Origin of the sequence: Streptomyces sp. NPDC096132, from assembly GCF_044763345.1 — a bacterium.
GTDB lineage: Bacteria > Actinomycetota > Actinomycetes > Streptomycetales > Streptomycetaceae > Streptomyces.
On record NZ_JBIWGA010000028.1, the window covers coordinates 101,150 to 116,496 of the forward strand.

The 15,347-nt window shown below is 71.0% G+C and carries 14 protein-coding genes; 13 read left to right on the top strand and 1 reads right to left on the bottom strand.

Annotation, left to right across the window (positions count from 1 at the left end; genetic code table 11):
* Positions 1-169 precede the first annotated feature (169 nt).
* Positions 170-970 (top strand): IclR family transcriptional regulator C-terminal domain-containing protein, encoded by an 801-nt coding sequence (locus ACIRF9_RS42765; RefSeq protein WP_403834106.1) that lies wholly within the window; start codon positions 170-172, stop codon positions 968-970.
* A gap of 233 nt (positions 971-1,203) precedes the next feature.
* Here ACIRF9_RS42765 and ACIRF9_RS42770 read toward each other — a convergent pair whose 3' ends face one another.
* Positions 1,204-2,952, bottom strand: coding sequence for an FAD-dependent monooxygenase (locus tag ACIRF9_RS42770; protein WP_403834108.1), 1,749 nt, complete (start codon positions 2,950-2,952; stop codon positions 1,204-1,206).
* Positions 2,953-3,226: 274 nt separating this feature from the next.
* On the opposite strand from ACIRF9_RS42770, the gene ACIRF9_RS42775 reads away from it, so the two are divergent.
* The 12 genes from ACIRF9_RS42775 (at position 3,227) to ACIRF9_RS42830 (ending at position 15,124) form a co-directional block, all read left to right on the top strand.
* Positions 3,227-4,411 (top strand): FAD-dependent monooxygenase, encoded by a 1,185-nt coding sequence (locus tag ACIRF9_RS42775; protein WP_403834110.1) that lies wholly within the window; start codon positions 3,227-3,229, stop codon positions 4,409-4,411.
* 19 nt (positions 4,412-4,430) lie between these two features.
* Positions 4,431-5,414, top strand: a complete 984-nt coding sequence (locus ACIRF9_RS42780; protein ID WP_403834112.1) for a dihydrodipicolinate synthase family protein — start codon at positions 4,431-4,433, stop codon at positions 5,412-5,414.
* Positions 5,411-6,880 carry an aldehyde dehydrogenase family protein gene (locus ACIRF9_RS42785; RefSeq protein WP_403834114.1) on the top strand — a complete coding sequence of 490 codons (1,470 nt, stop codon included), beginning with the start codon at positions 5,411-5,413 and terminating at the stop codon, positions 6,878-6,880. The genes ACIRF9_RS42780 and ACIRF9_RS42785 overlap by 4 nt, the downstream gene beginning before the upstream one ends.
* Positions 6,881-6,903: 23 nt before the next feature.
* Positions 6,904-7,419 carry a cupin domain-containing protein gene (locus tag ACIRF9_RS42790; protein WP_403834116.1) on the top strand — a complete coding sequence of 172 codons (516 nt, stop codon included), beginning with the start codon at positions 6,904-6,906 and terminating at the stop codon, positions 7,417-7,419.
* 218 nt (positions 7,420-7,637) lie between these two features.
* Positions 7,638-8,534, top strand: a complete 897-nt coding sequence (locus ACIRF9_RS42795; RefSeq protein ID WP_403834119.1) for a hypothetical protein — start codon at positions 7,638-7,640, stop codon at positions 8,532-8,534.
* 19 nt (positions 8,535-8,553) lie between these two features.
* Positions 8,554-9,126, top strand: coding sequence for a 3-phenylpropionate/cinnamic acid dioxygenase subunit beta (locus ACIRF9_RS42800; protein ID WP_403834121.1), 573 nt, complete (start codon positions 8,554-8,556; stop codon positions 9,124-9,126).
* A gap of 62 nt (positions 9,127-9,188) precedes the next feature.
* The gene (locus ACIRF9_RS42805) at positions 9,189-10,610 is read left to right on the top strand and encodes an SRPBCC family protein (RefSeq protein WP_403834123.1); all 1,422 of its coding nucleotides are present in this window, start codon (positions 9,189-9,191) and stop codon (positions 10,608-10,610) included.
* Positions 10,603-11,310, top strand: a complete 708-nt coding sequence (locus ACIRF9_RS42810; RefSeq protein WP_403834125.1) for an SDR family NAD(P)-dependent oxidoreductase — start codon at positions 10,603-10,605, stop codon at positions 11,308-11,310. Before ACIRF9_RS42805 ends, ACIRF9_RS42810 begins: the two co-directional genes overlap by 8 nt.
* A complete protein-coding gene (locus tag ACIRF9_RS42815) occupies positions 11,307-12,554 on the top strand; it encodes an NAD(P)/FAD-dependent oxidoreductase (RefSeq protein ID WP_403834127.1) in 1,248 nt (415 codons plus the stop codon). Before ACIRF9_RS42810 ends, ACIRF9_RS42815 begins: the two co-directional genes overlap by 4 nt.
* Before the next feature lie 10 nt (positions 12,555-12,564).
* The gene (locus ACIRF9_RS42820) at positions 12,565-12,753 is read left to right on the top strand and encodes a ferredoxin (protein WP_381009589.1); all 189 of its coding nucleotides are present in this window, start codon (positions 12,565-12,567) and stop codon (positions 12,751-12,753) included.
* 449 nt (positions 12,754-13,202) lie between these two features.
* Complete coding sequence (locus ACIRF9_RS42825; protein WP_403834130.1) at positions 13,203-13,748, top strand: cupin domain-containing protein; 546 nt, start codon at positions 13,203-13,205, stop codon at positions 13,746-13,748.
* A 134-nt stretch (positions 13,749-13,882) separates the two neighbouring features.
* Positions 13,883-15,124, top strand: a complete 1,242-nt coding sequence (locus ACIRF9_RS42830; protein ID WP_403834133.1) for an FAD-dependent monooxygenase — start codon at positions 13,883-13,885, stop codon at positions 15,122-15,124.
* Positions 15,125-15,347 lie beyond the last annotated feature (223 nt).

The following is a 15,347-nucleotide window of genomic DNA, read 5'->3' on the forward strand; positions in this document are numbered from 1 at the left end:
TCGACCGCCCGGGGGCGGCGGCAGCGGGCTCGCTCGGGGCACTGCTTCGGGAACATGGGTTTGCCCCACGAACTCCGGGTCGATCTGCTTCCAGAATTGACCTGTCTCTCTGGAGCCGAAGCGGAGGCGAGTTTGACACAGCCCTCCGATGTTCGTATAACGAATAACTGTGCTGAACCGTGGTGAGCAGAAGAGCCCTCCGGCAGCGTCCGGCAGCCCGGCGCGCCAGGAGGTCATGGGCGGCCTGGCCAAGGGGCTGGCCATCCTGGAGGCCTTCTCGCCGCTGCGGCCCCGGCTCACGGTCACGGAGGCATCGCAGGCCTCGGGAACGACCCCTGCGGCCGCGCGACGCTGCCTGCTGACCCTCATGGAGCTGGGGTACCTCAGCCACGACGGCAAGTACTACACCCCCACACCACGGGTGATGCGGCTGACCGCCGCCTGGACCGCCACCGCCGTGCTGCCCTCCCTCGCCCAGCCGCGTCTGGTGGCTGTCCGCGACGAACTCGGCCAGTCGGCCTCGCTGGCGGTGCTCGAGGGCGGTCAGTCACTGTTCGTCGCACGCGCCGAGGCCACTCGCATTGTCTCGGCGGGGGTGCGGCTCGGAGCCACGCTCCCTCTGCTGGCCTCGGCCACCGGCCGGATCCTGCTGAGCGGATGGCCGAACGAGCAGGTCGAGGAACTCATCGCAACGACCCCCGTCGAACGCAAGACCCCCCGCACCGTGGTGGACCCGGTCGAGTTGCTCGCTCGAGTCGAAGAGGCGCGCCGCGAGGGCGTCGCCTACACCGACGAGGAACTCGACCTCGGCGTGCGCACCATGGCGGTCCCCGTGCGGGACATCGCCGGCGTCCTGCACGGGGCCATGAGCGTGAGTGCCTTCGCCGCACAGGTGAGCATCGCAAAGATGCGCAAGGAGTACTGGCCGGTCCTCGACCGGGAGGCCAAGCGCCTTGGGCGGATGCTCTGAGGGTGCCCGCGCGGAATCAGGACCGCCCCCGCAGACCGTCCCCGACCGGCCGACGCTCGCCATGAAGCCAGGCAACCCGGGCGGACGCCCCGACGGCACCCGCCGTCAACCAGAACCGCCCCCGCAGGCCCTCGCCGACAAGCCGCGACGCCGCGGCATACAGCCCAGACGGGATGTATGCCGCGGCGTCGCGGGCACATGAAGGTCCCTGAGCGGGCGGGACCGCGAAGATCCTAGGAAACCCCCTGGCCCGCCATCGCGGAAGGCGTGCGGTCGAAGCCGCACAGCAGACGCAGCATGCGTCGGCCGTCCTCGGGCGCCTCGTCGCCCGCCCACGCGACATGCATGTCCGGACGCACCAGCACCAGCCGCGGGTCGTACACGGTCCCGGCCTCGTCGGGTAGGTCGAGGACCGTGAGGGGGATCCCGGCGTCCCTGGCGGCCTCGACCAGCTCGGCCGGCTCGGGGGCCTCGGAGCCGACCCGCAACAGGGTCATGCCCTGGCCCAGCCGGTCGAACACCGCCTCACCCTCGGCGAGCCAGAAGTGAGGCAGCCTGACTCCCGGCAGCACGCTGGGCACGTAGCTGCCCATACCTCCCCCCTCTTCCGGCGGCTCCGCGTCAGCGCCTGCGGCCAGCCCCGGCGAGCCGACGTACCGAGTGCCGAGCTGTATGCCGAGGCTGTGCCACTGGGCACGGTCGACCTCGTGCAGCCGTGCGCCGACCTTGGTGCGCAGGGCCGCCCCCTCGGCGGTGTCCTCGTGGAGCAGCGGATCGGCCAGGGCGTCTTCGAGGTAGCTGCCGATCGAGGCCGCGGCACGTGAGGTCGACTCTCCGACCGACCGCCGCTCCAGGGCGTAGTCGTCGAGCAGGTCCGGGGTCCCCCACCCGGCGTGGATCGCGGCGAGCCGCCAGCTCAGGGCCACGGCGTCACTGATCCCGGCGTTCATCCCGAAGCCCCCCAGATTGACCCAGATGTGGGCGGCGTCGCCGGCGAGCAGCACCCGGCCCTGGCGGAAGGTGTCCGCGACCATCCGGCGCGGGGTCCAGCGCACCACGTCGATGATCTCGTAGGGGAAGTCGCGGCCGACGGCCTCGCGCAGGGCGAGGTGCGGATCGGCGGTTGCGAGGTCCTGACCCTCCCGGATCCGGGCGTGACAGAGGTACTGGGAATGCCCGTCGAGCTGCATGAACGCGCCGTGGTGGTGCTCGCCGTGCCACCAGTACCACCACCCCGGCCGGGGCCCCGGGATCTCGAGCTTCTCGCTGCGGAAGTGGATGGACATCCGTCGGTCGCCCACCCTCGGGTCACCCACGAACCTGGCGCCCACGGCCCGGCGCACCTCGCTGGCCCCGCCGTCGCAGCCGATCACGTACCCGGCGCGGTAGCTCACGGGTCGCCCGGTGGCCACCTCGGTCCCGTGCACCGTGACCGAGTCCTCGTCCTGCGTGAGCCCCTCGACCCGGACACCCCGCCGGACGGTGACGCTCGCGTAGCGTCGCAGTTCCTGTTCGAGGATCGGCTCCAGGTAGATCTGGGAGATCCGGTGCTGGAGTTCGGGCGTCGGCCACTCGGCCGCCTCGGGCGCGGTGCCCGCGAACACCTCGTCGGAGGAGGACAGCCGGAAGCGGGTCAGCTCGTACCCGGTGATGCTCGTGGTGTAGACGGCGTCGGTGGCCTGGTCGCCGGGCAGCCCGGCACGCCGGATCCGGTCGGCCAGTCCCCAGCGCCGGAAGTACTCCATCGAGCGGGCGTTGGTGGTGTTGCAGCGCGGGTTGACCGTGGTGTGGGTGTTCTGTTCGAGCAGGATCACGGGGATGCCGCGCCAGCCGAGGTCGAGAGCCAGACTCATGCCGACCGGGCCGCCACCGACGATGACACAGGGCGCCTCCAGACCGGCGGAGGTCGTCGCGGCGCTGACGCCGGGGCGGTCGGCCTGCGCGGGGCGCGCTGTCGAGGGCCCGTTCCGCGGGCCGCTCATGACTCCACCGCCGAGGTCCGCAGGGGCCGACATGCCGCGGTGCGTGCGAACCGGTTTCCAGTAGACCGGGCAGCCCGGTGCCGCCCGCGCGGGGCGAGCCGTCGCCCCCGCTCCCGCAGCGCTGGCGGCGACGCTTCGCCCGGGGTCTCGCAGGAGAGGGGCCACGCCCGCGGGCCCCGCCCATTCAGGGACAAGGATGCTCGAACTGTTTGACAGGCCATGACACCGAAGATAGCTTAGCGAATATATTTCGTATAGCGAAACGAGGTGCATTGTGGTCGATCAGATCCGCGTGGCGGTGGTCGGAGGAGGGATCGGAGGACTGGCCGCGGCCGGGGCCCTGCTGCACCGTGGCGTCGACGTCCACGTGTACGAGCAGGCACCCGAGCTCGGCGAGGTGGGCGCCGGCGTCCTGGTCACCCCCAACAGTCTCCGGCTGCTGGAGCGCGTCGGCCTCGCCGAAGAGCTGGCCCGGGTGGGCGGGCCCGTCGGAGAGGGATCCACCTACTACCGGCACGACGGTCAACCGGTCTCCCGGATCCTCACCGCCGACTCCAACGGCTGGAACGGCATGTACGGCATGCACCGCGCCGATCTGCTCGGGGTGCTGGCCGACGCTCTCCCCACGGAGCGCATACACACCGGTCACCAGTGTGTCGACTTCCGCCAGGACGCCGACGGCTGCACGGTGATCTTCGCGAACGGCGAGGAGGTCCGTGCCGATGTCGTCATCGCCGCCGACGGCATCAACTCCACGTTGCGCCTGCACGTCGTACCCCCCGTGGAGGTCATCGACTCCGGATCCGTCGCCTACCGCGGTCTCGTGCCCGCCAAGGCGGTGCCGTCCTGGCGGCCGAGCGTCTCACAGCTGTGGATGGGCGAACGGAAACACTTCCTGACCTATCCGCTGCGCCGCGGCGAGCTGATCACCTACATCGCCTTCGTGCCCTCACAGCGGCAGGCCGCGGAGTCCTGGTCGGCGCCGGGTGACGCAGACGAGCTGCGTGCCGCGTTCGCGGGCTGGGACGAGCCCGTCACCACCCTGCTCGACGCGGTCGAGACCACCTACTGGTGGGGGCTCTACGACCGGATGCCCCTCGACCGCTGGACCTCCGGCCGGCTCACCCTGCTCGGCGACGCGGCGCATCCGATGCTCCCGCACCTCGGCCAGGGCGCCAACCAGGCGATCGAGGACGGCTTCGCCCTGGCCGCCCACCTCGCGACCGCCGCCGACATCGCCTCCGCCCTGCAGGCCTACGAGGCCCAGCGCCGCCCGCGCACCAGCCGGGTGCAGCACGAGGCTCGGCTCAACGGCCGGCGCTACGACTCCCACTTCGACGACCTCGAGGAGCGGGACAGCCAGATCACCAACACCGTCGACCTGCGACTCTGGTTGTACGACCACGACGCCGAGCTAGAGGCTCTGGGCAGGGCGTCCTCCGCCGTCCAGGCCGGCTGACCCACGAAGGAGCCACAGCATGCGTATCCAGCTCGACGACATCACCGGGGTACTGGCGATCATGCCGACCCCGGCGACCCCGGACGCGGCGGATCCCTCCGCGCTCGACACCGTCGACCACGAGGAGTCACGGCGGGCCGTCGACGCCCTGATCGCCGACGGGGTCGACGCCGTGATGATCACCGGCACCTTCGGTGAGTGCGCCACGCTCACCTGGGACGAGCACCGGGCCTTCGTGACCACGGTGGTCGAGCAGGCAGCCGGCCGGGTGCCGGTGTTCGCCGGCGCGACCACGCTCAACACCCGCGACACCATCGCGCGGGCCCGGGTCTTCGCCGACATCGGCGTCTCGGGGCTGTTGCTGGGACGTCCCATGTGGTCGCCCTGCGACGACTCCGCGGTGGTCGGGTACTACCGTGACGTGGCGGCCGCCGTCCCCGACCTCGGCATCGTCGTGTACGACAACCCGGTCTCCTTCGGCGGCAAGATCTCCCCGAAGGCCTACGCCCAGCTCGCCGCCATCCCTCAGGTGATCGCCGCGAAGTACCCCGTCCTCGGCCCGTCCTTCCTCGCGGATCTCGACGCCATGACGGGCCGGATGCGACTGCTGCCGGTCGAACGGGACTGGTACTACACCTGGCGCTGGGCGCCGGACGCGATGACCGCGTGCTGGAGCGGCAGCGCCTCCTGCGGGCCCGCTCCCGCGATCGCCCTGCGGGACGCCATCCGCGAGGGACGCGCCGAGGACGCCGAGGCCATCGCCCGTGGCTACCGCCATGCCGCGCAGACCTTCTTCCCCCAGGGCAGCTTCGAGTTGTTCTCCAAGTACAACGTGCAGCTGGAGAAGATCCGGATCGACGAGGCCGGCTACCTGCACGCCGGTCCGAGCCGGCCGCCGTACGTGGAGTGCCCCGACGCGTACGCAGAGGGGGCCCGTGAGTCCGGCCGGCGACTGGCCGAGCTGCACCGCAAGTACGCCGCCGTCCCCACCGCCGCGCGATGACGGCCACGGCGCACGAGACCGTGGGGACACTGCCGCACCTCGTCGGCGGGTCGCACGAGGAGGGGCGCGGCAGCTTCGAGGTGCGCGATCCCGGCCGCCCCGGTGACGTGGTCGCCGTGGTCGCGGACGGCGGCGCGGCGGAAGTGGACCGAGCCGTCGCCGCGGCCCGTGCCGCGGGCCCCGGCTGGGCCGCCACCGCCGTCGCCGAGCGGATCGCCCGGATCGAGGCCGGGCTGGAGACGGTGACCGCCGCCGGAGACGACCTGGCGGAGACCCTGGCCCGCGAGAACGGCGCCCTGCGGCGCGAGGCCCGGCTGGACATCGACCGCAGCATCGCCCTGTTCCGCAGCATGCTCGGCCTCGCCCCGGCCCACCTCGAACCCGTCGTGCTCGACAGCCCGGCCGACCGTGTGACCATCCACAAGAAGCCGGTCGGCGTGGTGGGCGTCGTGGTGCCCTGGAACTCCCCCATGGTGCTCGCCGCGAGCAAGGTCGCTCCGGCCCTGGTCACCGGCAGCACCGTGGTGGTCAAACCGTCCCCGGAGGCGCCGGTGGCGCTGACCCGGGCGCTGGCGCTGCTGGCCCGGGCCCTGCCGGACGGCGTCGTCAACGTCGTCAACAGCACCGGCGACGCCGGCCCCGCGCTGACCGCCCACCCGGATGTCCGCAAGATCTCCTTCACGGGCAGCACCCAGGTCGGCCGGCAGGTCATGGCCGGCGCGGCGAGCAACCTGAAGCGGATCAGTCTGGAACTGGGGGGCAACGACCCGGCGGTGCTGCTCGACGACATCGACGTCGAGTCCGTGGTCGGACCACTGGCCGCGGGCGCGTTCACCCGCGCCGGGCAGATCTGCTTCGGCGTGAAGCGGGTCTACGTCGCCCGCTCACGGTACGACGAGCTCGTCGAGGCGCTGCACGCGCACCTGGCCGGTTTCACCGTCGGTCACGGCCTCACGGACGAGGTGTCCTTCGGCCCCGTCATCAACCAGGCCCAGGTAGTCCGGCTTCGGGAGCTGGTCGACCGTACCCGCGCGAGCGGGGCGAGCGTGGCCGAGCTGGGGTCGCTCACCGACGAGGCGGCCACGAGCGGTGGCGCCTACCTCCTGCCGACCCTGGTGACCGGCATCGGCCAAGACTCCGAACTGGTCGCCACCGAGCAGTTCGGGCCGGTGCTCCCGGTGCTCCCGTACGACACCGTGGACGAGGCGGTGGCGCTGGCCAACGACAGCGAGTTCGGGCTCGCGTCCTCGGTGTGGGCGACGGATGTCCGCCGCGCCAGCGAGGTGGCACTGCGGCTGGAGGCGGGATGCACCTTCGTCAACAGCCACAACCTGTGGTCGTTGTCGTTCGCGATGCCCTTCGGAGGCGTCAAGCAGAGCGGCATCGGCCGTGAGCGTACGGCCCTCGGGCTGCAGGAGTACGTGGAAGACCATGCGATCCGTTGGATCAAGCCGAGCGGTTCCTGAGCCGAGAAACAGGAGACGAGGACGTGACGACAGACGACGAGCTCGCCGAGTTCCGTCGGGGCATCGCCGAGCAGCGTGAGCCGCTGCCCCGCGGCAACAAGCAGACGCGGATGGTCATCCGGGGGGCCGACCTGAAGTGGTACACCCCACCCGGCCACAACCCCTCGCATCTCGCACCGGTGCTGGGCACCCCCATCCGCTCCTTCGAGCTGTTCATGCAGGAGCTGCCCCCCGGCATGGCCTCGGACATGCAGCAGCACCATCACGAGGCGGTGCACTGCATCCTGTCCGGCAGCGGGTACAGCGAGATCGGTGACCAGCGCTGGGAGTGGGAGGCGGGCGACTTCGTCTGTGTCCCACCGATGGAGTGGCACCGCCACTACAACGGCAGCGACGAGCATCCGGTCCGGATGCTGCTGGTGGAGAACTCCCGGCTGCTGGACGCCCTGGGGCTGAACTACCGGGCCTCGGAGGGTTTCATCACCTGGGCGGAGCTGGTGGAGCGGCAGCGCGGCAACACGGATCAGCAGGGGGCTTGACGCATCGCTCCGGATCCTGCGACCGGCGGGGTGCGTCCACAGCGCTCCGCCGCGGTCGCATCACCCCCCACCGGTCTCCCTGTGCCGATGGTGCTGCGCCCGGCCGGCACACGGCAGCGCGCGAGGCCCGCCACTGGAAGCCCGAACGATGTCTTGACGTCACAAGTCATCCGTGATTAATCTGAAAAAACTTTCGGAATACGAAAAAAGGAGCCGAGGTGAGTCAGACCACCGTCCAGAGCGGGGTCGAGACGGATCGCGCCTGGGTGTGCCTGTCGCACAGCCCCTTCATGACCCTTCCCGGCAACCAGGACGCGGGGCCCGACTACCGCGCCGCCGTCGAGGACGTGAAGAAGTTCATCGCCGACTTCGCACCCGACCTGGTGGTGATGTTCGCGCCCGACCACATGAACATGCTCATGGAGGTCCGGCCCCCGTTCACCGGCGTCCTGTCCGGCTCGACCCTGCCCGAGTTCGACATCCCGAGGATTCCGCTCACCGTCCACCCGCTCGCCGCCGAGGTCTACACCTCCGTCGTGCAGAACGGCGTCGACCTCGCGGTTGGCGAGGGGGTCAGTGTCGACCACGGCACGGGGCTGACATTGCTGCAGCTCTTCGACGAGCCGGGCGCGGTGCCGCTGCTGCCCGTCGTGGTGAACGCCATCGGCTTCCCGCTCTTCCCGGTCTCCCGGGCGGTACGTCTCGGAGAGGCCTTCGGACAGGCGCTCGCGGCACGCGAGGAGCGTGTCCTCTACATCGGCACCGGTGGCCTGAGCCACCACCCGCCGTTCCCCGAGCCCCAGCCCGGCGCCCGCCGGTTCGACCCCGAGCAGCGCGCGGCCTCGCTGGCCACGGCCCTGGACTATGTCGATCCGGAGTGGGACCAGGCGCTGCTGGCCGGCATGGCGGGGGGGCAGGCAGACCTGTTCGCCCGGGTCGAGCAGCCCGAGATCGACCCGCGGGGCGGCGGCGCCAACGAGATCCGCACCTGGGCCGCGGCCTGGGCGGCAGGCGGCTCCACACCGGCTACCCACACCTCGTACGAACTGGTCGAGAAGTGGATCACCGGGATGGGCGTGGCCTTCGGATCGGGCCGCCGGCCCGTGAGCAGCTGAGGCAGGAAAGGTGCCCCCCATGAATTCCGTCGTCAACGAGCTCGGCAAGGACACCGTCGAGCACACCCTCGAGCAGGTCGACCCGCGCGCCATGGCCCTGCAGTGGAGCATCGCGCAGTTCCTGTACCGGGAGGCCGACCTGCTCGACGAGCGCCGCTTCGACGAGTGGCTCACCCTGCTCCACGACAACGTCGAGTACCAGGTGCCGATCCGCCGCAACGTCCACTCCGGCGACCTCGCCCGCGAGAACACAAGGGGCGGCCAGGACGCGATGTGGTTCGACGACGACAAGCGCACCCTGACGATGCGGGTGACCCAGCTGAGCACCGGCGAGCACTGGGCCGAGGAGCCGGTCTCCCGGGTCTCGCACCTGGTCACCAACGTCCGCCCGGTCCTCGTGGCGGACGACCGGGTCGAGGTCACCAGCCGTTTCGTGGTCCAGCGCAACCGCGTCGACACCGAGAGCGACCTGTTCGTCGGGCGGCGCCACGACACGCTCGTACCCGCCGCGGGCTCGTGGCTGGTCCGCAAGCGGGTGGTGCTGGTCGACCAGAGCGTGCTCCTCGCCAAGAACCTGACGATCTTCCTGTAACGCATGCCGAGGCGCACCCGACGGGACGGGCCAGCGGCCGAGCAGAAATGAGAGCAACAACGATGACACCCGGTGAACGCAACGATCCTCTCGACCTCTCGACGCTGGTCGACGCCGAGCAGGGGATCATCAGCCGCAGGATCTTCGTCGACGACGACGTCTTCAAGGCCGAGCTCGCCCACCTGTTCCGGCGCGCCTGGCTGTTCGTCGGCCACGAGTCGCAGATCCCGGAGCCCGGGGACTTCTTCTCCTCACGGATGGGCACCGACTCGGTACTGCTGACCCGGGACACGGAGGGCGAGGTGCACGTCCTCCTCAACTCCTGCCGGCACCGGGGCATGAAGGTGTGCCGCTACGACTCCGGCAACACCCTGGACTTCACCTGCCCCTACCACGGCTGGTCCTACTCGGTCGACGGCGAGCTGGTGGACACCCCCGGGGACCTGTTCGGAGTGCCCCACCTGCGCAACGCCTACGGCGGCAAGCTCCGCCGCGAGGACTGGGGCCTGGTGCGGCCGGGACGGACCGAGAACTACCGCGGGCTGATCTTCGCCACCTGGGATCCCGACGCCCCCTCCTTCGAGGACTATGTCGGCAGCTTCCGCTTCTGGCTCAACAACCTCGCCGACAGCCTCGGCGGAATCGAGGCCGGCGCCGAGACGATCGCCGGGGTGCAGAAGTGGCGGGTGCCCGCCAACTGGAAGTTCGTGGCGGAGAACTTCCTCGGCGACTCCTACCACGCCGACACCACCCACGCGAGCGTCGAAGCGGTCGGTATCGGTCCCGCGGGGGCGGGCGGCACCCGGCACGGGACGGGGCCGGGCGCCCTGGCCGCCCGGCGGGCCACGTTCCAGCGCTCGGTCTCCTGGCCCGAGCTCGGCCACGGCGCCTGCGACTCGCCCGACGAGGACCGGCCCTCGCCGACGTTCGCCGACCACCCCGAACTGACCGAGTACTTCGCCGAGCTCTCCCGTTCGCGCCGCGAGACCCGGCTCGCCGCCGGTCACCCGGTCGGTGCGAACGGTCCCGCCACCATGTTCCCGAACATGTCCCTGCACGCACTGGGCTTCCCCAAGACCATCATGGTCGCCCATCCCGTCTCGGCCCACGAGACCGAGATCTGGCGGTGGTACGTCGTCGACAAGGACGCCCGCGGCGACGCCCGCGAGTGGCTGCGCCACTACTACCTGCGCTACTCCGGCCCGGGCGGGCTGACCGAGCAGGACGACCTGGAGAACTGGGACTACGCCACACAGGCCAGCCGCGGCACGCGCGCGAGCGAGCTGCCGTACAACTACGCCCAGGGCCTGGGCATGACCCGCCCCGCCTCTGTCGAGGGGGCGCTGGAGTCGACCCACTGGTCGACCGAGGAGAACGCGCGCAACTTCTACGCCCGTTGGGCCCGTCTGGTCCAGGGCGAGAGCTGGGAATCCCTGATGAAGCCGGCCGGCACGCGCCACCAGACCGAGGTGAACCATGGCTGAGATCCGACGCACCGCGATCGTCACGGGTGCCGGATCCGGCATCGGAGCCGCTGTGGCGACCCGTCTGACCGCCTCCGGCTACGAGGTGGTCGCACTCGACAGATCGTTCCCCGAAGCCACCTCCGGAAAGGCCCAGCACCGTGTGACGGGTGACATCTCCGATCCGGACACCGCGCGGGCGGCCCTCGACCGGGTGAGCGGCCCGGTGGACGCGATCGTCAACGCGGCGGCCATCCGTCCGACCGGTCCGGCCACCCAGGTCTCCGACGACGACTGGCGGCGCACCTTCGAGGTGAACGTCGTGGGGTCGGCGTCGTTGGTGAAGGCCGCCACGCAGCGGTTGCGCGACGACCACGCCTCCATCGTCAACGTCGCCTCCGGAGCGGCGTTCGGAAAGCCGAGCCTCGGCGCCTACGGAGCGACCAAGGCCGCGCTCGTGAGCTGGTCACGCACCCTCGCCACCGAGTTGGCGCCGCGCGGCATCCGGGTCAACGTGGTGGTGCCCGGCGCCACCGAGACGGGGATGCTGGTCGAGGCGAGAGCCACCGGGACCGGCACGGACAGCGCTCGGGCCGCGCGGAACCTGGGCGGCATGGTGCTGGACCCGGACACGGTGGCGGCGGCCGTCGAAGGTGTCATCGGTCTGCCCGCGGTCACCGGAGCCATCATCCCGATCGGCCTGCTGCCATGGGTGTGGTGAGGGTGCCCGAGCAGGTGGTGGTGGTCGGCGCATCGCTGGCCGGCGTCCGTGCCGTACAGGCCCTGCGCGAAGAAGGTCACACCGGGCGGATCGTGCTCGTGGGCGAGGAGCCGCATCTCCCCTACGACCGGCCGCCGTTGTCGAAGCGGATGCTCACGGAGAACTGGCCGGTCCAGCAGATCGCCCTGCTCGACCAGGAGGAGTGGGACGAGCTCGAGGTCGACGTCCGGCTCGGGAGCAGAGCCGTGGGGCTCGACGCGTCCGCCCACGAGGTGCGTCTCGCCGACGGCGAGGTCGTCGCCTACGACGGGCTGGTCATCGCCACCGGAGCCGGTGCGCGGACGCTTCCGGGGACACCCGTGCCGGCCCCTGGCGTGCACACGCTGCGCTCCCGCGACGACGCCCTCCGGCTGCGCACTGCGCTGCGCGGGTCCCGGAGCCTGGGCGTGATCGGCGGAGGCTTCATCGGCTCCGAGGTCGCCTACGGCGCGAGCGGCCTGGGCCTGGAGGTCACGGTGCTAGAACGGGGGGCCGGTCCGATGGCCGAGGTGCTCGGCCCGGACGTGGCCGAGGGCCTGGCGAAACTGCAGGCCGCCTACGGGATCGACCTGCGGACCGGGGTCGAGGTGACCCGGCTGGTGCCGCGCGACGCCTCCGGCTCCCGGGTCGAGGTGCACACCGCCGACGGGAACGTCCTCACCTTCGACGAGGTCCTGGTCAGCATCGGTTCGATGCCCCGCGTCGAGTGGCTGGAAGGCTCCTCGCTCCGGGTCGACCGCGGACTGCTGTGCGAGCCCACCCTGTTCGCGGGTGACGACATCGTCGCTGCCGGGGACGTGGTGCGCGTGGTGGACGCCGACGGCTCAGTCGGGCGCCGCGTGGAGCACTGGACCGACGCGTCCCAGCAGGGCGAGCTCGCCGCTGCCAACCTGTTGGCGGGCCGCGGGAACGCCGAACCCTACACGGCACTGCCCTACGTGTGGTCGGACCAGTTCGGGCTGCGGATCGAGGTCCTCGGCGACCCGGCCGGGGCGGACGAGGTGGTCGAGCTTCCCCTCGCCGATGGCCGCACGGCCGCCGGGAGCGGGAGCGGCGACCCCCGCCTGTACCGCTACCACCGGCGCGACGAGACTGTCGCGTACGTCGGCATCGATGTGCCCAAGGAGATCCTGGCGCTGCGCCGGGCCGCCCCGACCCCCTCCCACCTGACGCGGGTCCCCCAGGAAGTCAAGAGCAAGAGGTAGAGGTGACCTCATGAAGATCGAAGCCGACCAGTCCGCCTGTATGGCCTATGGCAACTGCGTGGCCGTCGCCCCCGATGTCTACGACCTCCCGGACCAGGTGGTCGAGGTGATCCTGCCCGAGCCCCCGCCGGAGCTCGAGGCGGCGGCCAGAAAGGGCGCCCGCCGGTGCCCGGCCAAGGCCCTGACGGTCTTGGACTGACTGACCGGCCCATGCGCCTTGTCCCTGCCCTGGAACGAGCCGCGGACCGGGCGTCAGGCCGATACCGGGACGGTATCGGCCCCACCGAATGGGACTTGGACAGGGCGGCCCTCGCGGGGGTTGGTTGGTCGTACGACCTACCGGCTTCCGGGCGGCTCGTCGTCGGGGCCTGCCCTCCCGGTCAACGGGGCCCGAGTCGCCGCGCCCGTCCGGAAGCAGAAGCAGACCTTAGGTCGAGATCGTTTCCCCCCACACTCCTGGCCACCGCGAGCACGCGTTCGACGCCGACGAGACCGGTGCCGACCGGCAGGTGACCAGGCCGGGCCGGCCACCTGATGCAGGAGACGGGCCACGGTGCGTCCGCGCTGCGGGACGGAGCCGATCGGACCCGGCGTGGACCGTGTCCGCGCCGAGCACGTCTCATACGCACACCATGGAGGTAATCACACATGACCACCACACCCGAGTCCTCCGAGGATGAGCCGACCACGGTACGCCCACTGGTCTGGGACCCGGAGGAGATCCAGAAGCGGGTCTCGCTCGTCGAGGCCGGAGACGGCGAGATCACTCTGGACGGCACGCTGCAGATGAAGCTGCTGGAGGCGGGTGACACCACCGCCGGCAGGTTGGCCGTGGGGATCGCGACCGTGCAGAAGGGCCGCAACTCGGGACTCCAGCACCGGCACCAGAAGCACGACGAGGGCTTCTACGTCCTGTCCGGCCGGGTGGAGTTCAGCGTCGAGAAGGAGACGCGGATCGTCGGCCCGGGCACTTTCATCATGGTCCCGCCCGGGGCACCGCACGGCTTCCACAACCCCTTCGACGAGGAGGCCGTGATGTTCTGCACCTTCTCGCCGAGCCTGTACGTCGGCCTGTTCCGCGAGATGGCCGAGATCATGCGCAAGGACCCCACCCAGCTGGGTCCGGTCCAGGAAGTGGCGAGGCGCTACTTCACCGAGTTCTCGGAGGAGTACGCGCGGCCTCCGATCGACTAGCGGCCGGCCGTCGCTGACGGCCGGAGCACCAGACACGGACCGCACCGACGCCGGTGGTGCGGTCCCGCCGGGACCTTGTGGGTCCCGGCGCGCAGGACCGCGCCGGCATTCACTCAGGGACAAGGAAGTTTCTCGTGAAGAACCAGCTTCGTGTGGGAATAGTAGGCGGCTCGCTCGTCGGCATGACCGCAGCGGTCCTGCTCCGGCGCCAGGGACACGCCGTGACCGTGTTCGAGCGATCTACGGGGACCTTGGACGAACGGGGTGCGGGCCTCGGCCTTCCGCACACCTTCCTCGACGAGCTCACGGAACTCGGGCTGTTCGACCCCGAGGCGCGCGGTCTGCGCAGCTCGGTCCGTCGGGTGTTCTCCGTCAACTCCGGGGATCTGCCGCTGGGCAGGGTCGTCGGCACCCAGCCCATGATCGTCGAGATGCAGCACTGGGGCCTGGTCTACCGGCAGATCTCCTCCCGGGCCCAGGACGTGGACATCCGTCGGGGCACGACCGTGTCGAAGGTGGTCCCGGGCGAGCGGACCTCCGCGGTCCACCTCCCCTCGGGCGCCGTCGAGGAGTTCGATCTCGTCATCGGCGCGGACGGCTACCGCTCCCGCGTCCGGGCCGATCTGTTCCCGGACGCGCGCCCCGTTTACAGCGGGTACCCGGTCTGGCGCGGGGTCGTGGACGAGGAGCGGATCGCCGACATCTCTCCGGTGGAGGACAGCTTCCAGAGCATCGGCACCAAGAACGGTGGCACGGCCATCTACCTGGTCCCCGGCCACAAGGGCGAGCACGCGAAGGGACGGCGCCGGCTCAACTGGGCCTGGTACGACGGCAACGCCCCGCTGGATGTCCTCGGTGCCGAGTACGACGACGAGGGCCGGGTCTCGAGCCTCCAGGCCGTCAGCGCGGGCGAGAAGATGCCGGACGCCATGCTGGAGTACCTGCGCTCAGCAGCCGCCACGTACCTTCCCCCGTGGCACCGCGACATCATCGTGAACACCCCCGACCCGGCCATGCAGGGCATCTGGGACCTGGAGCTGCCCCACTACGTGAACGGCACGGCCTGTCTGGCGGGCGACGCCGGCAGCATCGCCCGTCCGCACACGGCCAGCGGAGGCGTCAAGGGGATCACGGACGCGCTGGCGCTGGCACGCCTGGTCGCGGCGTCCGACACCCTCGACGAGGCACTCGCCGCCTACGACATCGAGCGACCCGCCGCCGGTGCCGCCCTGGTGAAGGTGGGCCAGGCCTTCGGCTCGCAGCAGGTCCTCAACGCGCCCGACTACAGCACCATGGACCAGAAGGGCTTCGAGGCCTGGATCGCCGAGGGCGCGAGTGCCATGCACTACGCCTTCCGGGAAGCGGCGAAGGCCTGAACGTCGAGGCCTTCGGCGGAGGTCGGGGAGCGGCGAGGATCCGGTTTCGGCTGTTCGTCGCCCGTCCGGGCTCCGCGCTGACCGACGGTCGCCCTACGGGGTGGTGGGGGCCGCGCCGGGGGGGGGGGGGGGCCCCCCCCCCCCCACCCCCACCCCCCCCCCCCCCCCCGGGAAAGGGGGCCCCGCCCGCTTATGCGACACATGAGACGGGGGAGAGAAAGGG